Consider the following 20,985-nt stretch of genomic DNA (forward strand, 5'->3'; position numbering starts at 1 on the left):
TAGATTAGCTCCGAAGCTAAACTCTAGCTTTTTGTTACTTGTTTTTCGTTTATAACGAAAGTTATAAACGTTTATTGTTGACGTTTTGTTTGTTCAGTTTTCAAAGAGCAATTTGTTATTGGAGCGGGTGATGGGAATCGAACCCACGACATCAGCTTGGAAGGCTGAGGTTTTACCATTAAACTACACCCGCATTATCTATTAATATGAACAACTTGATAAGAATGGTCGGGAAGACAGGATTCGAACCTGCGACCCCTTGGTCCCAAACCAAGTGCTCTACCAAGCTGAGCTACTTCCCGTAATATGGCGCGCCCGAAAGGAGTCGAACCCATAACCTTCTGATCCGTAGTCAGACGCTCTATCCAATTGAGCTACGGGCGCATTGTTTTGAAAGCGACTTTTAAATCATACAATATATCTTTTTAGTTGTCAACACTTTTTTTGATGCGGCCGAGAGGACTTGAACCTCCACGGGGTTGCCCCCACTAGGCCCTCAACCTAGCGCGTCTGCCATTCCGCCACGACCGCACTACAAGAGGTAAACTGCACTGTATCAAAACCAATTTTGTATTTTTTCATTTGGTGCGGGTGAAGGGAGTCGAACCCCCACGCCTTGCGGCGCTAGATCCTAAGTCTAGTGCGTCTGCCAATTCCGCCACACCCGCTTGTGTTTCCAATAAATTAATGGTGAGCCATGGAGGATTCGAACCTCCGACCCTCTGATTAAAAGTCAGATGCTCTACCGACTGAGCTAATGGCTCTTGGCTGGGCTAGCTGGATTCGAACCAACGAGTGACGGAGTCAAAGTCCGTTGCCTTACCGCTTGGCTATAGCCCAATGAATTGATATGGCGGTCCCGACGGGAATCGAACCCGCGATCTCCTGCGTGACAGGCAGGCATGTTAACCGCTACACCACGGGACCAAAAAAATGAATTTTAAATAAAAAACAAGATGACCCGTACGGGATTCGAACCCGTGTTACCGCCGTGAAAGGGCGGTGTCTTAACCGCTTGACCAACGGGCCATAATTATAATACCGAAATAACTTCTGGCGGAGAAGGAGGGATTTGAACCCTCGCGCCGCTTACGCGACCTACACCCTTAGCAGGGGCGCCTCTTCAGCCTCTTGAGTACTTCCCCAAATATGGCTCCGCAGGTAGGATTCGAACCTACGACCGTTCGGTTAACAGCCGAATGCTCTACCACTGAGCTACTGCGGAATAATAATCATACTTCTTTGATTTTTCACACATTAAAAACTACATTTTTCAACAAATACAAAACCGTTGACTAACCAGTACCGGAACTATAAAAACCTTGTCTCACATGCTCATAAGTTAGGAAGCAACTTGTCTATTGTTTTTGTCGACTCTTCATATTATAAGAACAGCACACTAGAAAGTCAAGCGATTTTTTCAAAAAAAACCATAAAAAGTCCTGAAATTATTTTCAACTCTATTATCATTGTACAAGTCATCTTATTCTTAATAGCCACAATCGTTGTCAGTTATACTGTTACCTCAAATCCAACATAGGATATAGGATATGAGCAGCACTTTCAAATCATAAAACAATAATTTTTTTATATTTTGCACGTAAATAAGATTCCTAATCATATAAATATAATAATCAATTTAATTCTCTTTTATCTCTTTTATCATTAATCGTCCTCTGCATTTACCGCAAACATATTTTTGCAAGTCCATTTTTCTGCGCCTTTGATAAAGCTGATGACATGATTGACATTGATAATTAATAATTTTCTTCCGTTTTTTTGTCTTATCTATCGGCAAACTGGAACAATATCTAGGAGCTCCCACTTTTTTCAGCAATTTTTTAAAATCATCATCACGATGCTGATATCCCATCTTTTTCAAATGCAGATGATAATGACAAAGCTCATGCTTAACAATACCAATTAATTCTTCTAATCCAAATGCCTCATAATACTTTTTATTGATTTCTATATTATGACTCTTCAACAAATACCTTCCACCTGTCGTACGAAGCCTCCTATTAAACAATGCTCGATGCAAAAACGCTTCTTCAAAATACCTTTGTGAAATATCTTCAACCAAAAATTGCAATTCCTTTTCTGTCATATTCCTCCTCCTCAACAAGACAAACCATCAAAGCATACAATAAACATATGTAGCTATTTTTAGCGACAAGATTCAACTATTCTATTTAAATTTAACCACAAGAGAAAAAAGAAAAAACTTATATAGAGCACATCTAAAAAAGATACGAAACGCAACAAATCATATTCTATATCCAATTATTCCAGTTTACAAATACACCGCCCATTTTTGAAAGGAGGAAAATCATGCCTAATTGGCTGCAAAATCAAATAAAAAGAGCTTTTTATAAAAAAGATAGATACCAGATCAAGGTATTAAATCAATGCTGGTATTATTATAGAAAAAAACACTCATCCTAAACCTTCAACCTTTTTATAAAGTGAACCTTTCCATCAGTGGGGTTTTCTTCATCCCCCACTGATGGAAAGGCTGCGGTCCACAGGAAGTGGCGACCTTAGTTTGTGTACTTCCCTCGGACCTTTACGGGCAGTTATCCCCCACCTAGCTTCCTTGATTTCTCAGCATCTTGAAGTGGAGGTCTTACCGCCCATTAAGAGTGGGATAAAAAAAGATGTCTTCTTAAGCTTAATTCCATCGTTAGGATGAACGTTCACTTAGAAGACATCTAAATTGATATTTAAACTTGCTCTCTAGGCGGAAGCATAGTTAAAGCAACTCTTCCTTTATTGTGATCTACCCCATCCACCCAAACAGTAACAACATCCCCAACACTTACAATATCTAATGGGTGTTTTACAAATTTATTGCTTAACTTAGAAATATGGACTAACCCATCTTGTTTCACGCCAATATCAACAAAGGCACCAAAATCCACTACATTTCGGACAGTTCCTTGCAATTCCATGCCTGCTTTTAAATCTTCCAGTTTAAGAACATCTTTTCTTAATAACGGAGCAGGAACTTCATCCCTTGGATCTCGAGATGGGCGGACTAAAGCATCCACTATATCCTTTAATGTTAATTCTCCAATTCCTAATTCTTCTGAAACATTTGCTAAATCAAGGTTTGCTAAAGCTTCTTTTAATTCTTTTGTACCGATATCCCCAGATGTAAAGCCCATTTTTTTAAGCAGACTTTTAACTTCATCATAATGCTCCGGATGGATTCCTGTTTGATCTAATGGTTCTGCTCCATCTATGATGCGAAGGAAACCAATTGCTTGTTCATACGTTTTCGCACCTAATCTTGGAATTTTCTTCAATTGTTTACGATTATTAAACTTTCCTTCCTCTTCTCTCTTTTTCACAATATTATTTGCTACAGCTTTTGATAGCCCTGCTACATATTGCAAAAGAGATGGGGATGCTGTATTTACATTAACACCCACCTTATTTACTGTTGTTTCCACAACAAAAGTCAATGATTCTGATAGTTTTTTTTGTGATACATCATGTTGGTATTGTCCCACTCCAACAGACTTTGGATCAATTTTCACTAATTCAGCAAGAGGGTCTTGAAGTCTTCTTGCAATAGATACAGCACTTCTTTCTTCTACTTGAAAGTCAGGAAATTCTTCTCTTGCAATATCTGATGCAGAGTATACACTTGCACCTGCTTCATTAACAATCAGATAAAAAACTTCTCGACTTTGCTGTTTTAGCATATCCACAACAAATTGCTCTGTTTCCCTTGATGCTGTTCCATTTCCAACAGCAACCATCTCAATTTCATAATTCTTCAGGATATTTTGAAATTTCTCTGTGGCTTCTTTCGTTTTGGAAACAGGAGGGTGTGGATAAATCACTCCAATTTCCAATACTTTTCCGGTTTCATCCACTACTGCTAGTTTACAGCCAGTTCGGTAAGCAGGGTCTACTCCTAATACCATTTTTCCCTTTAAAGGCGGCTGAAGCAGGAGATTCCTTAAATTTTCGGAAAAAATATGAATAGCTTGCCCTTCCGCTTTTTCAGTTAATTCACTTCTTATCTCTCGTTCTATCGATGGTTGAATCAACCGTTTATAGCCATCCTCAATAGCTTCCTTAATTATTTCATTTGAGGAGATCCCTTCTTTAAGCATCCATTTTTTCTCCAGAAAACTTAAAATAGCATCAGATGGGACTTTAATTCCCACTTTTAAAATATCTTCCTTTTCTCCTCTATTTAATGCCAAAGTACGATGGGGCACTATTTTATTTATTGGTTCTTCGTATTCGTAATACATTTCGTATATATTTTTTTCATCTTTATCTGAATCTTTTGCTATTGAAGAGATAACACCTGAAGAGAAAGTCTTATTACGTATCCATTTTCTGCTGTCAGCATCATCAGAAACACGCTCAGCAATAATATCCTTACAACCATTAATAACCTCTTCTACTGATAAAACTTCTTTTTCTTCCGATATGTATTTAAGTGCTTCTTCCTGGAAGGAAACCGTTCCTTGGTTTGTTAATACCCAATCAGCAAAAGGCTCTAACCCTTTTTCCTTTGCTATCGTTGCTTTGGTTCGCCTCTTTTGTTTATAAGGACGATAAAGGTCTTCCACTTCCTGCAATTTACTCGCTTTTACGATATTCCCATGTAACTCTTCCGTTAGTTTTCCTTGTTCTTCAATAGTACGTATCACTTCTTCTTTACGCTGCTCTAAATTTTGAATGTAATGATAACGATCCATAATAGCCTTTATTTGTACTTCATCTAAAGCGCCTGTTTGCTCTTTTCGGTAGCGAGCAATAAAGGGAACCGTATTTCCATCATCTAATAATGAAATTACATTTTTTACTTGTTTTTGAGTGATAGATTGCTCTTTTGCAATAATAGATAAATAATTCTGCGTCTTATCCATTAATTTCTCCATATAAATGCTTCACGCTTCCTTTCTTCAAACCCTATTATTACCTTACACTTTATCTAAAAAGATTACCAATTAGTAAATACAGCCAATCAATCCCATGCTCTATTGGTATTGTATCAAAATAGTCTTCCTTTTTATAAATAAAAGAACAAAAGCGCAAGCGCCTTGATCATCGCCGTACAAACTGGCCGATTAACTACGCCACGTCCTGTGGCAACATCGGCACTTGTACATCCTTATACTTCGGAAAGGCTTCAACTGAGATAAAGGAAACACGATGAGCGATAGCGAATCGATGTTGACTTATCGTAGGGAGATGACCTGAAGTTTGATAGGCGATAGGCGCTGGAGCTGGACGCGGACCGAACTGCTAAGTTATCCACCACTCTATTTCGTTTATCATTTCCTAGAAAAAGAAAAAGCTTACTTTTAAAGCAAGCTTCCTAGAATAAAGGTAGAATCATCTTCCGTATTTTTATATTTCTCTATTATGGTATCTGCAATCGTCCGAATTGGAATATATCCTTTAAGCATGGCTTTAATTCCTTGTATATTAAATCCATCAGAAAATACAAGGAATTTTGAATTATCTTCATATGAAAAATTTTGAGTATGATATTTTTGAGGCCTGCCTGATAAATAACCCGTTACCGGCAATGGATAGGTTAACCTTCCAGAAGGGGAATATAAAAAGAATCGAATATTGCCAACACAGCTATACATAATAGATTTTGTGTTGTAGTCTACTTTAAAAACACAGACAGCAGCCCCTCTTTTTTTTACCATTACTTCATTGCAAAGGTCCATTAATTTTTCTACTGATTCGAAATGAAATTTTGCAATAACGTCTGTAACAGCCATCGAAGCTTCATTTGCATATTCCCCGCTGCCTAATCCATCTGCCAGAACACAGATAAAATAATGATCGGTTGATGTAAAAAAATAACTATCTCCACAAAGAGATTTCCCTTTTTTTATCGTCTGATGTGCAAGTACGTGGACATGATTATCTTTTAAGATTGTCATAAAATAAACTCCGAGTTATTTGATTCTGCATGAATTGCTTCCTGTAGTTTCTTTATCGCTCTACGTTGAAGTCTGGAAACATGCATTTGAGATATCCCCAGTTTATCGCCAGCATCTTTTTGACTCATATTATCCAAATAGGTAAATTGTATAATATTTTTTTCTCTTTCTGTTAACACATGGAGCACTTTTTCTAATACGAGCTTTTGATTAACTTTTTCAAATCCCTGATCAACATCTCCTACTATATCAAGAAGAGTTACTGTTCCACCTTCAGAATCAGCTTCAATGGAGTGATCCACGGATAATGCTTGATAGCTTTTTCCCATCTCCATCGCTTCAAGCACTTCTTCTTCGGACACTTGCAAATACTCCGCAATTTCTTCTACCTTCGGAGAACGTTGTAAATCAGTAGTTAATTGTTCCACCGTTTTTTTAATTTTTGGTCCCAGCTCTTTAATTCTTCTTGGAACATGGACACTCCATGTTTTATCCCGCAAGAAACGTTTTATTTCTCCAATAATAGTTGGAACAGCAAAAGCTTCAAAGCTCTTCCCATAGCTATCATCATAACGGCGTATTGCTCCTAATAGACCGATGATTCCCACCTGGCTAATATCTTCATGAAACATTCTGCCTTTAGAATATTTCCTGGCAAGAGTTTCTACTAGATATTTATAGTTTTTAACGAGTTTGTCTTGAGCATCTGCATCTTGATGTAATTGGTATGATTTAATTAATTCATTAACCTCTTCTTTTGTTAGTTGGTGCTTAGGTTGAGATTGTTTCTGCATCCCTCTCCACCTGCTCTCCCTCAAGGTATTTCGTCATGAAAACAGTTACTCCACCGTTATGATGGATTCTAACTTCATCCATAAGCGTTTCAATTAAATAAAGACCTAATCCTCCTTCACGAAGAAATTCGACTGAATCACTTTGTTCATATGGACCTAGATCTTTTGTTGCAGAATGAAAATCGAAACTTTTGCCGTTGTCTGCAACCACAACTTCCAAACGATTATTATAAAGTCGAAACACAATTAAAACTTCGCCGGATTCTTTATTTTTATATGCATGCTGTACAGCATTTGTACAGGCTTCACTTGTTGCAATTTTTAAATCTTCAATTTCGTCATAAGTAAAACCCATTCTGCTTGCAATGCCAGATAAAGTTAATCGGATAATACCTACATATTCAGGCTTAGAAGGAATTTTCATTTCAATATATTCAAATTCTTGGGTCATTGAATTCCACCTTCAATCTTACTTGTAATATCAATGATATCTGCCAAACCTGTAATTTCGAACAGTCTCTTCAAACGATCAGATAAATTAACCAACTTGAATTCTCCTTCATTTGCACGAATATTTTTAAATATACCCACAAATACACCCAAGCCTGTACTATCCATATAATTAACATCCGCTAAATCTACAACCATTCTAATTCCCTTTTTTTCGGAAAAAGAATAAATTCTCTCTCGAAGCTTTGGTGCTGTATAAGCATCTATTTCACCGGATACTTTCACATTAATATCTAACTCTTTTTCATTTACATCTATTATCATATTCATATGCGACCCACCTTTAACATTATAACGTTCTTGTTAAATACCCACTATGTACGATGATTAAACCTCTTCTCGTTTGAAAATAATTAATGTAAAATCATCTCGCAATTGAAAATCTTGTATTTTTTCCAGTTCTTTGTACACGTTCTCTACAATATCCTGAGCCTTCAAATGCATATGTTTTTTTATGTAACCGATTAAATTTTCCTTTTCTATAAATCCTTCTTCAGTCCTGCATTCAGTCACTCCATCAGACATTAACACAATCATATCACCTGGATTTATTTCTTTTTTCACTTGTTCATATTTTGCCTTTTTATCAACGCCGAGCAAAAGGCCTTTCGCTACAAGCTCATTAAATTCTCCTGTTTTAGAATTGTAATACAGCCCCGGCTCATGCCCTGCTGAAGCAAAATGGAACATATGTGACTGAATATCATACATACCGTAAAACATCGTTATAAACATGCTGGGATCAACATTTTGTTCGACCACCCTGTTTAAGTTCTCCAATACATTGCTTGGAAGCTTCCTAGTTTCCGGGAGGCTGTCCATTGCGTATTTTATCATGGACATACATAAAGCTGCAGGAATTCCTTTTCCAATCACATCAGCAATCGCGATGCTAATAGTGTGTCCTTCATCTTCTACAAAATGATAATAATCTCCATTCATCATTTTTGCAGGTACACTTATTGCACCAATATCTAATTCTTTTGTTGAAGGAATCTCCGTACTTAGCAGTGTTTGCTGAACATTTGCGGCAATCTCCATTTCACTTCTAATTTCTTGCTGCACATGCCGAAGACTTTGGTGTTCACGATAGGCGAATCCATAGCCAATCATTACCTCCAATAAGATATCAAACGATTTAATAACATGTTCTGGTAAATCAGGGTACAAATCAATCATTAAGTATTTATGCAAACTTATAATATCTTCTGGTGATATTTTATGTTCAATTGATTTCCTGCTAAACTTCTGCCCTTGATAAAGGGCCTGTTCAGATTCATCTTTTATATAACTCACTAGAAGATCCCGATACTTAGAATCCATCATTTTTCGGAATTCCATTTATCTCCCTCCTATCTAAGCCATTTTATCGCTTTAATATCTGTTCCTTGCCCAACAGCTGTTTCGATATTAAATTCATCCATCAGCCGTTTTACTCCAGGCAATCCAGCACCCAATCCGCCAGATGTTGAAAAACCATCTTGCATGACTTGCCTGATATCCTTGATTCCCGGACCATTATCAACAGCACTTAACAGCAGGCCGGTTTTTCCGTTTTCCGCTAACTTTTCAATGCATATTTGTCCTTGACCAGCATATAAGTATATATTTCTTGCTAGTTCGCTAATTGCTGTAGTTATCCGCGCCTGGTCTACCGTTCCGAAGCCCAGCTCTTTTGCAACGTTTCTGCCTAATTGGCGAGCAGCAACGATGTCCCATTCGTTTATAATTTTTACACAGGATTGATCTCCCATAGGTCAATCCCCCAATTCCTGTTGTAATTTCTCCAAACCTTTTTCTAAATCTAAGGCTGTTAATACATCGTTTAAGCTGATGCCAAGTTCTACTAAAGTAATAGCAACAGCAGGCTGAATTCCTGTTAATACAACTTTCGCTCCCATTAGTTTTGACATACCAATTACATCCCCTAATACTTTCGCAATAAAGGAGTCAATAAAATCAATAGACGTTAAATCAATAACAACACCATTCGCACTGGTTTCATGTATTTTATTTAATAAATCTTCCTGAAATTGTAGAGCTGTTTGATCATCTAATTCCCACTGGATTGATATAAGCAAACAATCATGAAGCTTTAAAATTGGTATTCTCACTTTATTCACCCCAATTCAACCAACTTTCTATTCGTATATTCCAAAGCACTTTCTATGCCCTTTTTCAGAGTGTTTTTTGTTTCAAATTGATCTAGATTAATTCCTAAATTAACAATAGTCTGTGCGATTTCCGGACGAATGCCGACAATCATGCTTTTCGTTCCTACCAGGCGTACCGCATTTGTTGCTTGTATAATATGGTGTGCAACCATGGTATCAACTACAGGAACACCTGTTATATCTATTAATACTACCTCTGAACGATGTTTTACGATACCGTTTAATAAATTTTCCATAATTTGCTTTGCTCGTTGTGTATCAATGGTGCCTACTAAAGGCATGATTGTAATTCCATCAAAGACGGGTATAAGAGGTGCAGATAATTCCTGAAGCGCTATTTTTTGTACAGAAACCGTTCTTTCCCAAATATTCGAATAGGTTTGGATTACTTGATTACTTAAAGGATTAATCCAATTGTGAAAATCACGAACATATCCAAGCGGATCTTCCCCCGAAAAAACTTCCTGATTTTTTATGGCCTCGAATATTATCTCTTCAAAAGTCTGCAGTCCCTTAACTAAAAAGGAAAGCGGCCAATTTAAACCCACAGCCTTTTCAATAAACGCAACCAACTTATCATTAAATGTTTCATCCAGATTCAACGAGTGCATAATAAAAAGATTTAAATATTCTTGACCTGTTATTAAAAAGAGCTTATCAGAACTTAATTGTACAACAGCTTCATCCTCTTGGTCCTTCATTCGTTTAAGCCAATTAGATAGAATTTCCTCTTGATTGGTCTGAATATAGTTTGCAAATTCCACTTTCACGGCCTTTCCTCCATTTTATCATATTAATAAATAGTTACTATTCTAAAGTACATTTTTAGAAACAAATATATTTCATTCGAAAAAGATTGCGAATTTAAACTAGCAGCAATCATACCGTCACTATTTGACTTTTTTGTTTACCCTTTTTTCTTATCGTTTAAACATTAATTTTAGATTTTTTTACAGAATTATTAAAAAAGCTCAAACGCCATTGCTCAATAGACGATAAAGTAAACTTCCATCAGTGGGGGGGTTTCCTCATCCCCACTGATGGTTAGTTGCACTTATCGGATCTTTACGGGAGTTATCCCCCACCTAGCTTCCTCGATTTCTCGGTATTTTGAGGCTGGGGTCTTACTGCCCGTTAAGAGTGGGATAAAGGCGGATGTCACCATCAAATGATGCCAGCTGCACCCCCTGTACGTCGGAGCTAGACACTTGTCAGACTTCAGAAAACTTATACTTTCTTATAAAAAAAAGCGCTCTTATAAAAAGAGCGCGCCATTTTTTTAAAATTCTATGAGACCTAAACTTATCTGTAAGGCTTCATCCACTTTTTCCATCATTTCATCGTCAAGATGAGTGATTTTGTCAGTTAGCCTCTGTTTATCTATCGTGCGAATCTGTTCTAAAAGAATTACTGAATCTCTTTCAAAACCATATCGCTTCGCGTCAATTTCCACATGAGTCGGCAATTTCGCCTTCTGAATTTGAGCCGTAATTGCTGCAATAATGACTGTGGGACTGAACCGATTCCCGATGTCGTTTTGAATGACAAGTACAGGACGGACACCGCCTTGCTCAGAGCCAACAACTGGGGATAGGTCTGCAAAATAAACGTCACCACGTTTAACAATCAAAGGATTATCCTCCGCTTACAAGACGTTCTACTGTATTCTCTGCCTCATATTCTGCGAGAAAGCTTTCTGATGCGATGGATAAATTTAATTTAGCCATTTCCATATAACCTCGTCTCATGGATTCCCGGATATGTCTCTTTTTCCGTTCACGAAGATACATTTTAGTTGCTTGGTAAATGAATTCACTGCGATTAACATTTTCCTGCTTAACGAAACCGTCCAATTCAGTTAACAAATGCTTTGGTAATCTTATCAAGATCTCTGTCGTTGCGCTGGACTCAGACACAAACATACACCTCCACCATCACTACACACCTAATTAGCTCTACTTTTTCAATCATACCATTAATAACATAATCTGCAAAGTACATTCAGCAATTCTAATGTATTATCCACCAAAAAATGTATCTTTTATGCATAAATACGTGAAAATTTCTTAAATATACGTTACTTTTGCAAAATTAGTTTGTTTTTAGTTATTTTTATTTGTGGAAAATCAACTTTTTTTACTTTTTTATAAATTGGCTTATTCATTTATTGTATAAGCGGATTAACAACCTCTATACACATTCCACCTTTTCTATATATTCGTGGGACTCTATTAGAGATTGTACATGTTACTTCATAATTAATCGTCTCTAATTTTGCAGCAATGTCGTTCACTGAAATAACCTCAGAATTTTGTCTCCCAATCAAGGTAACTTTTGCACCAGGCTCTATATAGCCGGGCAATTTTATCATACATTGATCCATACAAACCCTTCCGATTATCGGTGCCCTTTTTCCGTTCACCAGCACTTCTTGGCCAGTTAATTTCCTTAACCATCCATCTGCATATCCTATTGGCAATGTTCCCACCCATTCTTCTTCTGCTGCTTCATAAGTTGCTCCATAACTTACTTTATCGCCTTTTTCCAATTGTTTCACTTGCACAACTTTCGTATGAAGTGAAAAAGCTTCTTTTAATGGATATGGCAAACTACTTTCAATTTCTACAGAAGGGGTTAAACCATACATGGAAATTCCCATCCTTACTGCATTAAACTGCAGATCTGGGTAAAGCAGGCTCGCTGCACTATTGCTGCAGTGAATCATTGCTGGAGATGTGGAAAAAAAGGCAAGCAGCTCTTTAAAACGATTTATTTGCTTTTCTAAATATTCAGATTCAAGTTCATCAGCAGTTGCGAAGTGAGTGAAAATCCCCTCTAACAGGATATTTTTATTTTCATTAAGAAATTCCTCTATTTCCAGTATTTCTTTTTTGCTTCTTACACCGATTCTTCCCATTCCAGTGTCTAATTTCAAGTGGATTTTTATAGAAGAACCCTCTAAAAATGGTTGAGCATTCCTCAGCCATTCCAATTGGAAAACAGTTAAAGCAACATTATATTGTACAGCCTTTTTGACATCAGAATATCTGCTTGCCCCTAAAACTAGAATGGGTGTCGCAATTCCATTTTCTCTTAGATAAATAGCTTCGTCCATAAAAGCTACAGCTAAATAATCTGCTCCAGAACACAACGCAGTTTCTGCTATTTTCAGTGCTCCATGTCCATAGCCATTCGCCTTTACTACTGCAATCAATTTTGTTTCTGGCTTCAGTCTTTTTTTTAACCTCGAAATGTTTTCTTTAATACAATCCAGATCAACTTCTACCCATGTATCACGATAGAAAGAATGGTTTATTCCCATTAATTAACGACACTTCCTTCTATTTAGAAAAAAAAAGCTTGGTTTTTACCATAAATTATTCTACTGATGCATTTACTTGTCAATCCTATTTTTATAATAGCAGGCATCTTAATCATATTTTAATATTTGAACATAATCGCATAAATTCTTTCCTATTAATATCCTAACTAATAAAAGCTGCCTATTCGCCCATGAACGTAGAGACAGCCTTCCCTTGTTTATTCTATTCTTAACTCCGTTTTTTTAATACACTATGTAGATACTACTATGTTTTTACATTCCCATTTGTTCTAGTAATACCCCTTCTCGCAGTCCGTGCTCAGATACAATTAATTTCGGACTATCCAGCAGCTTCATTATTGTTATAAGCGGAAGAAGACCACCAATAATAATATCAGACCGCTCTTTGGATATACCTCGCAATTGCTTTCGTTCATTCGCATCTTTTGAAAGAATATCGCCAAAAATACTATATACATCATTTTTTGTCATCGCTAGTCCATGCAATTCTAATAGATTATTCTGTTCCCGCAAACGATTTCGATAGACTTTTGCAAGAGAACGGCTAGAACCTCCTGTAGCATATATTGGCAGATTAGCTCCCTCCATTAACCACTCTACCTCTCTTAACTTCTCTTCTATATAAGTGCTTCCACGAAAAAAAGCGGCGCCTGTTCTAGTATCATCTTTAAAAAAAGCTTCCGTAAGGGTAACTGCTCCAAATGGGAGACTAGCTAAATGTTTCAGCTGCTGATCCTTAATTTTTTCTATAAATGTCCACCGTTCTAATGACAAATCGTATTCTGATGTTGGTATAATCATAACTTCTTCTTCTTTTAAAGAAACTCGAATAGAAGAGATTTTCTGCTGCTTGCTGTCATCTAATGCATCCGCAGCTCTTAAGATAGCTGCGAGCTTTGCTATACGAAGACGTACTTCCGGTTGAATGGCGTCAAAATGCAGCCCATCTTCCGTTGGCGTCAACCAGCTGTGATATCTTGCTAAATTAGCGACAATCTTCTGCTCCTGCATGGATATCCCTATTAGTTCTGTCGATTTAATTAAATAATAGGAATGTAAATAATGGGCATCTACTGTCACAAACGATCCAATATTGCGCAGAATCACCCCAAGCTGCAGCAAGAGACGATCTCTTTTCTTTAATCCATGTAATGGCTTTAAACGGTCAAATATATGTAAAGCAAATTTTCCGACTCTTTCTCTATCTTTTTCTGTACATTGATAATGAGAAGCCATTCGTCTTGCAGCTTCTATTATATCTGCATCCAAAGACGAATCTGGACGTTTTTTCCTGTTTTTCGTGTATTCATGGACAATTAGTCCATCTACTAAGTCCACAGTGGAAAGAAAAATTTTTTTCGCTTCTGTCCACTCCAATAGTTTTTTTACTAACATAGCAGAAGGCAATAGTTGTGAAACAGCATCTAAAGAAACAGTATATTTCTTTGCTAATTCCTGTTCTGGATAGGACAAAATCCCATTATAAATAGTATTAAAGTGCTCTCGTGTAATCCATTCACTATTTTTCTTTGAAAATGCTCGTTTAAATGCCATTAAATCCGTTCCTATTAAAATAAAGTGCTCAATCTTTACTTTGGGAGAGGTGAATTGCTGATAGGCATCAATTTTACTTAAAATAAAATCTTCCATTAGCTCTGTAAAAGGACTTACTTTTCTTTCTAAATCTTTTAATAGCTCTCGAACACGAAGCGGACCAAGCTTTATATTTCTTGAAAATTGAAACCGCCCTTCATTATAAACGGTAAGCTGGATACTGCCCGATCCTATATCTATAAGCATCGTTCCATCATGAATGAACTGCTGAAAATCATCTGTGTCATTAGCTACTGCTTGATTATGCAGATACCCTTCTTCTGCATTAGAGAGCCATTCTAATTCCAAACCAGTTTTTCTATATATTTGTTCTTTAACAAAATAGGCATTTTTTGCTTCTTGAACAGAGCTTGTTGCTACTGCACGCCATTGTGTAACCCCATATTCTTTCATGGCTTGTACAAAACCCGCTATCGCATCACAAGTATTCATTACAGTGGTAGGTTCTATTTCTTTATGGGTATAAATATCACTTCCAATGGAAACATCTTCCTTTCTTGTTTCAATAGCCTCCCTCTAATCGCATATCATATATCTTAAGTGTTACTGTTTGTAAATCTACGCTTATGGCAGCGAACATTCTTTCTTTTACCATATTTCTTTTTGCCCCCATTCCCCTGTAGTATAAAATATTCTTTTTACGAATAGTTTTTCTTGTAACCATATTAATGTAAAATTTATGATTTTTTACATTAAATTAAAAAAATTTACATTAAATTTATAAACTTATAGAATTTTCTAATTTCATGCTTCTTCTCTTTTAAAATATAACTGAACCCGTTTTATCGGGTTCAAATATCAAGAAACCTTTAGGCTTGAAAAGATAAAGTAAACTTCCATCAGTGGGGGTTTTTCCTCATCCTCCACTGATGGTTAGTTGAGTTCCACAGGATGTGGATCACACAAACATTGCCACAGGAAGTGGCGATCTTAGTTTGTGTACCTTTTATCGGATCTTTACGGGCGAGTTTCAACACCTAGCTTCCTTGATTTCTCGGCATCTTAAGACGGGGGGCTTACTGTCCGCTAAGAGTGGGATAAAAAAAACAGCCCCTCATCGGAAGCCGTCTTTGGTCTTGCGTTTATTTAATTGCTTCTCCTTGTACAGATCGGGCAATACTTACCAATTGATCTTCTGTTAATGAGGTGGAGGCAATAATATAATCCACTCCTCCAAATGTCCATGAAACTTTATTATCCGTAACACCACCTATTGTGAAACCAAGATCGACTAAGTTTCCAGTAACAACAATTGGTCCTGCTGTGGCTGGTGCAATTTCGGCTTTTTCTTGTATAATTGTGTATGATTTTTTTCCACCCTCATAGGTTAACACCACACGACTGCCATTCTCTGTTGTTACTTTTTTCTCTTCCACCAAACTGACCCCTTCTATTTGCTCTTCTGGATATTTAACGGAAAATGTTTTATCCTCCACTTCACCCATAACAGGAACAACTAATTTGGCAGCTGTCATACTTTTCTGCAGATCAAAATCTTTTTTATCAAAATTCACATCAAACTTAACGTTGGAAAAATTCACTGTAACCAGCGCATTCCCTTCTGTATCTTTTACTTTAACACTAACAGGAGTTAGATCCTTTTTATTAAGTGTTATCTCTTGCGTTGGCAGCATTTTATTATTTTGATAACGTGTTTTTGTATCAAAAACATAATATTTATCTGTCGCTTTAAATTTTGCTGATTTATCTTCCTGTATATCCTTCACTAATGATTCATATAAATACGCTTGACTGCTGTTTTCAGGCCATTCACTCTGGAATTTAAAGCTTTTGTTTAATGCAGGTGTTAAAACATAAACCCCTTCATCATTTTTCAAGATCATTTGACTTTGATCTTTTTTGGCATTTTTAAGATTCACACGATAATAGGATGGATCTTTATGCCAAATTTGCACGTCATATGTTTGTGGTTCTGCCCCCATTTTCAAGGTCATTTTTGCATCTGCCTTATACCCTTTTGTGACGACTTTTTCGTTTAAATCTTTCAAAACGTCATCCTTCGACCTCGCTCCACAGGCAGTTAACAAAAGCATGACCATCAGCCCTACGAATAGCAACCATACCTTCTTGTTCAATTTTTTTCAACTCCCTTATTCTCATTTCACGTAGAAGAATAAACAAGAAGAATCAGACATCCTATCCTCTTGTTTATCCTATTGCTCTATGAATATATGAGACAACCTAAGGAAATATAACCAAGCTTATTTTTTCGTCTTTATTTTTCAATAATAACTTGTGCAACAGCATACTCTTTGCTGTGCGTGATAGATAAATAAACACCCTGGTGAAATGGTTTCACAATCATAGGTTTACCGTAGCTATCCTTCTCTACTTCAATATCCTGAAAACTCAACTCTTTTCCAATTCCAGTTCCCACCGCTTTGCTAAAAGCCTCTTTCGCTGCAAACCGTCCAGCCAAATATTCTATTTGTCTAGACTTCTGATGGTTTTCGTATATTAGCTGTTCATTTTTTGTTAAAATGCGCTGAACAAACTGCGGCTTCCTATCCACTAATTGTTTCACTCTGTTAATCTCAATAATATCGATTCCAATTCCTTTTATCATATGACACACCCTTCTACTTTCATCTTTGTAAGCATAAATTTATTGTATCTTTTCCTTTATATTGGCTATTATGTAGAAAGGGAGAGAATGAGGAGGTTTATACTTTTGTTTACAAGAAGAGAAAATTTCAAAGAATATATCACATACTACCCTATTGTTTCAACCATACTATTGATCCACCTTATCCTGTATCTTTTCACTATTCTTCCCATATTTCCAAATCAATATATTTTAGAGAAAACAATCGGCGTGAATTTATATATTGTAGAGGGAGAATGGTGGCGGCTGATCACTCCCATTTTTATACACGGCGGTTTTTCTCATTTTTTATTTAACAGCTTCAGCATTTATCTGTTTGGACCCGCATTAGAAAAAATACTCGGCAAAATTTCATTTTTGCTGCTATATCTTGCAACTGGAATCATTGCAAATATCGCCACACTCCTTACTGAGCCGTTAACCTATACTCATCTTGGTTCAAGCGGGGCCATTTTTGGATTATTCGGCTATTATATTGCTTTAATTGTGTTTCGAAAAGATATAATCTCGAAACACAATTCACAAACGATTGCAACTATAGCTATTCTAAGCTTAATTATGACCTTTCTTCAACCAAATATTAATATTACGGCACATCTAGCTGGATTTTTCTGTGGTTTGCTGCTTGGAAGCGCCACTCAATCCAAAGGTCAAAACATTTTGGGTGCATACAAAGAGGAGATTTCCCATATGAAGACGCGGATTTCCTCCCGTAAAAAGCCGCCAACTAAAAACATCATTATCTGGGGAATCCTAATCATTCTTGCCTTGTTAGGATTATTTAAATAATTGTCCATTTTTTCAAGATTTGCTTACTGGCAAAGCAAGACTAGAAAAGAGCATCCTCATCCTCCCTAGTAATTGGTTCTAACTGAACCATTAGCTAGAAGGAAGGCTGCTCTTTCTGATACCCCTTTATTTATACTTCTTTTTTAGAATAGGAATACCAGCTGTATATCTTTTTTACATCCTCTGTCATCAAGTCGGAAACTGTTCCTCCAGAACCATCAATACCTGAAGCCACTATTGCATGCAAAGAAGCTAAAGCAGCTTTCTTCTGCAAAAATCCTTCTTTATAATCAAGTGTTTGAATTCGATTTTTCCTCATAATTAAAGTTGTTTTTTGTAAATGACGGAAAGAAATCGTTAATTGTTTTTGCGATAAATGCCATCCAGCTGCACGATATTTAACATACCCCCAAAAGGATAATATCGCTAATAAAAGAATAGAAATCCAGCCCCATTCATGAAAAAAATAAACGGAAGCTGCAATTGCAGGCAGTGCGATCCAACTATTCCGAAATATATATCTCCATACTGCTAACTTTGGAGGAGAGTGAAGCGCTTCTTCTAAAGAATAATCAGGCAATACCTTTTCCAAAATCTTTTTTATTTTCCCTTTTTTTATAATAGGAGAAACCATCACACTTGATGCCTCATTATCCTGTAAAGACCCTCCTGCACTTTCCAAATATACGGTAGCCAAGCCGAATGGCTGCCTCATCATGTTTTCTGTAATTCGAACTGCTTGTACCCGGTTAAGAGGAATCGTAATTTGCTTCTTTTCCAGTAAACCTCTTGTTATAATTAAATCATTTCCTGTCTTCGAAACGGTAAAGTTTGCATACTTTAGCATAGTCATTAGCAAGGAAACAATCCATAAAACAAAGATGATAATAAAAGCAATAATAGTCATAACAGCAATGCTGTTTGCCACAAAATGCTGAAACTCCTTAAATATTTTTTTATAAGGAATAAAATCATCAAATTGAGAAACAGCGGCAATTATTGCTGAAAGAACAACACCGACTCCGCCTGATGTTGTTGCTAATACCAGAAGTTCTTTCGTATTAATTTTGTATAGCTCCTGTTTCCCTTCTACTTGACCTTTATCATCCGTTACTTCCGTGCTATGCAGCCTATTTTTATCTCGATTTATATACTCCCGCAATTGTTCAGCATGCACCTTTGAAATGGCAGTTAAAACTGCTTCTGCTTCACTGACTCCTCCAGCTGTTTCAATTTTCACTTTTACCAATCCAAATGGCCTGTGCAAAATTCCTTCTGTAAAATCAATGCTTTGAATTCTTTCAAACGGAATATACCGCTTCTTTTTTACAAAGATGCCATGATTTATTCTCAGTTCCCTGGCATTTAAATGAAAGGTAAAGAAATACCATGAAAGAACGCCGCCGATAATCGTTACTAAACTAAAGCAAATAATCCCGATGTTATAATAGGAATCCCATTTGGAAGCACTCCCTCCCAAGAAAATAACAGCTAGAAATGGAAAAATAATATCCTTTAATTGTTTCAAAATATTAAATACAATGGTAATGGGATGGAGTTTTTTCGGCTCAAACATCTTCTTCTGCCACCCTTGCTTTTTTCGAAATATAATTTCGGATCTCTTCTGCTATATCTGTTCCTAAGATAGGAATTTCATGAACGGTGGCAGCAGTAGAAATAGAAACAGCAGCCAAGTCGTATTTTCGAAGCAACGGCCCTTGTTTTGTATCAACATGCTGCACACGTATCATCGGAACCAATGTTCTTTTCATTATAAAAACACCCTGCTGTATTTCTATCTCATCCTCTCTCACCTCATATCTCCATCGTTTCCATTTTAACCTCGGCAATATCCTTACTGAAAAATAGAGATATACAATAAAAAAAATAACACTAAGAATAGAAAATACTAGATGCCAATCAAATAGAATGGTGAATGTAATAACAGCTGCACATAAAACCAAAGGAAAGATTGCTGTAAACATGCCAGTAATTATCCATACCTTTATTCCTTTTAATGATAATCGATCTTCAGGCTGGCTTAACATAAGTTGATTCCCCCTTTTTCTCTTGTCCCACTAATATTAGCCGAACATTTTCCTATTTTATTTTGTACGTAGATAGTGCTAGGAAGTTTCAAAAATACAGGAGAATCATTTATTTTTAGTAGTTTTCACAAATTTCAATTTCAACTTAACTTTATTTATCTTTTCTATACTCCATTAATGGTAAAGCTTGCTCCATCAATAAATGTTATACCAGGTTGATTTTTCAACTCAGCTGCCAATTGAAATAAAGCATCATCCTTCTTCTTTGCCTCAATCATGCAGTCCAACATCGGAATCGTATGATTTACTTTTTTAAGAAAATCTAAAAATAATTCATAATCAATATAATCAGCATGTGCACGATCCTTTTGACCAGAACGGGGACTAGAGATATGTATTTTCATCGGCAGTTTGGAATATTTCCAAGTATCAATCGCTCTTTCCCAATGGTCTTGCCAGTCTTCCCCGTCATTATGAACCATATGGTGATGCAAATCGAATACACATGGAATATTTAATTTTTCACAAAGATACAAGGTTTCATTAAAAGTGAAATTTGTATCATCATTTTCCAGCATGATCATCTTTTGCAGTCTATATGGAATAATCCCCCAATTGACAATAAATTGTTCTAGGGCTTCTTCTTTATCATTGTAAACACCGCCAACATGAAGAACACATCGGTGTTTCGGATCTATTTTGATCCCTCTTAACAATTTTTCATGCATTTGTAATGTCTTTAAAGAAGCTTTTACTATTTCTGATTGGGAGTTATTTAACACAACAAAATGATCTGGATGAAAATCAATCCGCATCTTATATTTTTTTATGATCTCACCTAGTTCATTAAGTTTAGGTAACAGCGGACGAATATAATTCCAAGCCTCTATTTCCGGATGATTGGCAAGGGGTATTATTTTTGAACTAAATCGAAAAAAAGAAATCTCATGTGCAGCATTATGCTTAAGCAGCCGGATACAATTGTCTAAATTGCTTATCGCTATTCTTTCTAATTTTTTTACTGCAGCTTCTTTATCTTTGATGGAGGAAAATTGCCGATATGTCATTGTTTGTGATGGTGAAGCATTTTGCAGGTGTACACTCATAGCTACATACCCTAATCGAAATATAGTCAACGTACGCATCCTCTTTTTCTA

General features: G+C 36.4%; 22 protein-coding genes and 11 tRNA genes. 2 read left to right on the forward strand and 31 right to left on the reverse strand.

Annotation, left to right across the window (positions count from 1 at the left end; genetic code table 11):
* Positions 1–119: 119 nt before the first annotated feature.
* The 12 genes from ACTYBU_RS13530 to ACTYBU_RS13585 form a co-directional block, all read right to left on the reverse strand.
* Positions 120–193 (reverse strand) — tRNA-Gly (locus tag ACTYBU_RS13530).
* Between the two features lie 32 nt (positions 194–225).
* A tRNA-Pro gene (locus tag ACTYBU_RS13535) sits at positions 226–302 on the reverse strand.
* A gap of 5 nt (positions 303–307) precedes the next feature.
* Positions 308–384, reverse strand: a tRNA-Arg gene (locus ACTYBU_RS13540).
* A gap of 64 nt (positions 385–448) precedes the next feature.
* Positions 449–531, reverse strand: a tRNA-Leu gene (locus tag ACTYBU_RS13545).
* A 52-nt stretch (positions 532–583) separates the two neighbouring features.
* Positions 584–668, reverse strand: a tRNA-Leu gene (locus ACTYBU_RS13550).
* Positions 669–688: 20 nt separating this feature from the next.
* Positions 689–764 (reverse strand) — tRNA-Lys (locus ACTYBU_RS13555).
* A 1-nt stretch (position 765) separates the two neighbouring features.
* A tRNA-Gln gene (locus tag ACTYBU_RS13560) sits at positions 766–840 on the reverse strand.
* Between the two features lie 11 nt (positions 841–851).
* Positions 852–927, reverse strand: a tRNA-Asp gene (locus ACTYBU_RS13565).
* Between the two features lie 30 nt (positions 928–957).
* Positions 958–1,029: transfer RNA gene (locus tag ACTYBU_RS13570), tRNA-Glu, on the reverse strand.
* Positions 1,030–1,054: 25 nt separating this feature from the next.
* Positions 1,055–1,145: transfer RNA gene (locus ACTYBU_RS13575), tRNA-Ser, on the reverse strand.
* Between the two features lie 5 nt (positions 1,146–1,150).
* Positions 1,151–1,225: transfer RNA gene (locus ACTYBU_RS13580), tRNA-Asn, on the reverse strand.
* A gap of 414 nt (positions 1,226–1,639) precedes the next feature.
* Positions 1,640–2,107 carry a SprT family protein gene (locus ACTYBU_RS13585; RefSeq protein ID WP_445490546.1) on the reverse strand — a complete coding sequence of 156 codons (468 nt, stop codon included), beginning with the start codon at positions 2,105–2,107 and terminating at the stop codon, positions 1,640–1,642.
* Between the two features lie 224 nt (positions 2,108–2,331).
* Here ACTYBU_RS13585 and cmpA point away from each other — a divergent pair, with 224 nt between their 5' ends.
* Positions 2,332–2,445, forward strand: a complete 114-nt coding sequence (gene cmpA / locus ACTYBU_RS13590; protein WP_445490547.1) for a cortex morphogenetic protein CmpA — start codon at positions 2,332–2,334, stop codon at positions 2,443–2,445.
* Positions 2,446–2,723: 278 nt separating this feature from the next.
* On the opposite strand, the gene ACTYBU_RS13595 is transcribed toward cmpA, so the two are convergent.
* The 16 genes from ACTYBU_RS13595 to acpS all read right to left on the reverse strand — a co-directional run bounded on the left by ACTYBU_RS13595 (position 2,724) and on the right by acpS (position 16,952).
* Positions 2,724–4,907 (reverse strand): Tex family protein, encoded by a 2,184-nt coding sequence (locus tag ACTYBU_RS13595; protein WP_445490549.1) that lies wholly within the window; start codon positions 4,905–4,907, stop codon positions 2,724–2,726.
* 426 nt (positions 4,908–5,333) lie between these two features.
* Entirely contained in the window at positions 5,334–5,930 is a 597-nt protein-coding gene (locus tag ACTYBU_RS13600; protein WP_445490551.1) for a PP2C family serine/threonine-protein phosphatase, read from the reverse strand.
* Positions 5,927–6,724: an RNA polymerase sigma factor SigB gene (gene sigB, locus ACTYBU_RS13605; protein WP_445490553.1), complete on the reverse strand. Its 798-nt coding sequence runs from the start codon at positions 6,722–6,724 to the stop codon at positions 5,927–5,929. Before sigB ends, ACTYBU_RS13600 begins: the two co-directional genes overlap by 4 nt.
* Positions 6,702–7,175: an anti-sigma B factor RsbW gene (gene rsbW, locus ACTYBU_RS13610; protein ID WP_445490554.1), complete on the reverse strand. Its 474-nt coding sequence runs from the start codon at positions 7,173–7,175 to the stop codon at positions 6,702–6,704. The genes sigB and rsbW overlap by 23 nt, the downstream gene beginning before the upstream one ends.
* Positions 7,172–7,504: an anti-sigma factor antagonist gene (locus tag ACTYBU_RS13615; protein ID WP_445490556.1), complete on the reverse strand. Its 333-nt coding sequence runs from the start codon at positions 7,502–7,504 to the stop codon at positions 7,172–7,174. The genes rsbW and ACTYBU_RS13615 overlap by 4 nt, the downstream gene beginning before the upstream one ends.
* 57 nt (positions 7,505–7,561) lie before the next feature.
* Complete coding sequence (locus tag ACTYBU_RS13620; protein WP_445490557.1) at positions 7,562–8,575, reverse strand: PP2C family protein-serine/threonine phosphatase; 1,014 nt, start codon at positions 8,573–8,575, stop codon at positions 7,562–7,564.
* A gap of 11 nt (positions 8,576–8,586) precedes the next feature.
* On the reverse strand, positions 8,587–8,988 hold the full coding sequence (locus tag ACTYBU_RS13625) for an anti-sigma regulatory factor (RefSeq protein ID WP_445490559.1): 402 nt from the start codon (positions 8,986–8,988) through the stop codon (positions 8,587–8,589).
* A 3-nt stretch (positions 8,989–8,991) separates the two neighbouring features.
* Positions 8,992–9,348: an STAS domain-containing protein gene (locus ACTYBU_RS13630; RefSeq protein ID WP_445490560.1), complete on the reverse strand. Its 357-nt coding sequence runs from the start codon at positions 9,346–9,348 to the stop codon at positions 8,992–8,994.
* Positions 9,349–9,353: 5 nt separating this feature from the next.
* Entirely contained in the window at positions 9,354–10,178 is an 825-nt protein-coding gene (locus tag ACTYBU_RS13635; RefSeq protein WP_445490562.1) for an STAS domain-containing protein, read from the reverse strand.
* Between the two features lie 509 nt (positions 10,179–10,687).
* Positions 10,688–11,038: a type II toxin-antitoxin system endoribonuclease NdoA gene (ndoA, locus tag ACTYBU_RS13640; RefSeq protein ID WP_019156408.1), complete on the reverse strand. Its 351-nt coding sequence runs from the start codon at positions 11,036–11,038 to the stop codon at positions 10,688–10,690.
* 4 nt (positions 11,039–11,042) lie between these two features.
* Entirely contained in the window at positions 11,043–11,324 is a 282-nt protein-coding gene (locus ACTYBU_RS13645; RefSeq protein ID WP_445490565.1) for a CopG family ribbon-helix-helix protein, read from the reverse strand.
* A 248-nt stretch (positions 11,325–11,572) separates the two neighbouring features.
* Positions 11,573–12,730: an alanine racemase gene (gene alr / locus ACTYBU_RS13650; RefSeq protein ID WP_445490566.1), complete on the reverse strand. Its 1,158-nt coding sequence runs from the start codon at positions 12,728–12,730 to the stop codon at positions 11,573–11,575.
* A 273-nt stretch (positions 12,731–13,003) separates the two neighbouring features.
* Positions 13,004–14,872: a Ppx/GppA phosphatase family protein gene (locus ACTYBU_RS13655; protein ID WP_445490865.1), complete on the reverse strand. Its 1,869-nt coding sequence runs from the start codon at positions 14,870–14,872 to the stop codon at positions 13,004–13,006.
* On the reverse strand, positions 14,868–15,029 hold the full coding sequence (locus tag ACTYBU_RS13660) for a hypothetical protein (protein WP_445490568.1): 162 nt from the start codon (positions 15,027–15,029) through the stop codon (positions 14,868–14,870). Before ACTYBU_RS13660 ends, ACTYBU_RS13655 begins: the two co-directional genes overlap by 5 nt.
* A 418-nt stretch (positions 15,030–15,447) precedes the next feature.
* Entirely contained in the window at positions 15,448–16,461 is a 1,014-nt protein-coding gene (locus ACTYBU_RS13665) for a LolA family protein (RefSeq protein ID WP_445490569.1), read from the reverse strand.
* A gap of 140 nt (positions 16,462–16,601) precedes the next feature.
* On the reverse strand, positions 16,602–16,952 hold the full coding sequence (gene acpS, locus ACTYBU_RS13670; RefSeq protein ID WP_445490570.1) for a holo-ACP synthase: 351 nt from the start codon (positions 16,950–16,952) through the stop codon (positions 16,602–16,604).
* Positions 16,953–17,057: 105 nt separating this feature from the next.
* Between acpS and ACTYBU_RS13675 the strand changes: the two genes are divergently transcribed.
* A complete protein-coding gene (locus tag ACTYBU_RS13675) occupies positions 17,058–17,780 on the forward strand; it encodes a rhomboid family intramembrane serine protease (RefSeq protein WP_445490571.1) in 723 nt (240 codons plus the stop codon).
* 130 nt (positions 17,781–17,910) lie between these two features.
* On the opposite strand, the gene ACTYBU_RS13680 is transcribed toward ACTYBU_RS13675, so the two are convergent.
* The 3 genes from ACTYBU_RS13680 to uvsE all read right to left on the reverse strand — a co-directional run bounded on the left by ACTYBU_RS13680 (position 17,911) and on the right by uvsE (position 20,964).
* A complete protein-coding gene (locus tag ACTYBU_RS13680; protein WP_445490572.1) occupies positions 17,911–19,356 on the reverse strand; it encodes a PH domain-containing protein in 1,446 nt (481 codons plus the stop codon).
* Entirely contained in the window at positions 19,349–19,828 is a 480-nt protein-coding gene (locus ACTYBU_RS13685; protein ID WP_445490573.1) for a PH domain-containing protein, read from the reverse strand. Before ACTYBU_RS13685 ends, ACTYBU_RS13680 begins: the two co-directional genes overlap by 8 nt.
* Before the next feature lie 164 nt (positions 19,829–19,992).
* The gene (uvsE, locus tag ACTYBU_RS13690) at positions 19,993–20,964 is read right to left on the reverse strand and encodes a UV DNA damage repair endonuclease UvsE (protein WP_445490575.1); all 972 of its coding nucleotides are present in this window, start codon (positions 20,962–20,964) and stop codon (positions 19,993–19,995) included.
* Positions 20,965–20,985: the final 21 nt, after the last annotated feature.

It is taken from the genome of Niallia sp. 03133 (assembly GCF_052663225.1).

Excerpts from the sequence above, each read along its gene's own strand:
- ACTYBU_RS13685 (WP_445490573.1), bottom strand. The coding sequence starts at position 19,828 with ATGTTAAGCCAGCCTGAAGATCGATTATCATTAAAAGGAATAAAGGTA.
- sigB (WP_445490553.1), bottom strand. The coding sequence starts at position 6,724 with ATGCAGAAACAATCTCAACCTAAGCACCAACTAACAAAAGAAGAGGTT.
- ACTYBU_RS13680 (WP_445490572.1), bottom strand. The coding sequence starts at position 19,356 with ATGTTTGAGCCGAAAAAACTCCATCCCATTACCATTGTATTTAATATT.
- ACTYBU_RS13625 (WP_445490559.1), bottom strand. The coding sequence starts at position 8,988 with ATGGGAGATCAATCCTGTGTAAAAATTATAAACGAATGGGACATCGTT.
- alr (WP_445490566.1), bottom strand. The coding sequence starts at position 12,730 with ATGGGAATAAACCATTCTTTCTATCGTGATACATGGGTAGAAGTTGAT.
- rsbW (WP_445490554.1), bottom strand. The coding sequence starts at position 7,175 with ATGACCCAAGAATTTGAATATATTGAAATGAAAATTCCTTCTAAGCCT.
- ACTYBU_RS13615 (WP_445490556.1), bottom strand. The coding sequence starts at position 7,504 with ATGAATATGATAATAGATGTAAATGAAAAAGAGTTAGATATTAATGTG.
- ACTYBU_RS13600 (WP_445490551.1), bottom strand. The coding sequence starts at position 5,930 with ATGACAATCTTAAAAGATAATCATGTCCACGTACTTGCACATCAGACG.
- ACTYBU_RS13620 (WP_445490557.1), bottom strand. The coding sequence starts at position 8,575 with ATGGAATTCCGAAAAATGATGGATTCTAAGTATCGGGATCTTCTAGTG.
- ACTYBU_RS13595 (WP_445490549.1), bottom strand. The coding sequence starts at position 4,907 with ATGGAGAAATTAATGGATAAGACGCAGAATTATTTATCTATTATTGCA.
- ACTYBU_RS13660 (WP_445490568.1), bottom strand. The coding sequence starts at position 15,029 with ATGGTTACAAGAAAAACTATTCGTAAAAAGAATATTTTATACTACAGG.
- ACTYBU_RS13585 (WP_445490546.1), bottom strand. The coding sequence starts at position 2,107 with ATGACAGAAAAGGAATTGCAATTTTTGGTTGAAGATATTTCACAAAGG.
- cmpA (WP_445490547.1), top strand. The coding sequence starts at position 2,332 with ATGCCTAATTGGCTGCAAAATCAAATAAAAAGAGCTTTTTATAAAAAA.
- acpS (WP_445490570.1), bottom strand. The coding sequence starts at position 16,952 with ATGATAAAAGGAATTGGAATCGATATTATTGAGATTAACAGAGTGAAA.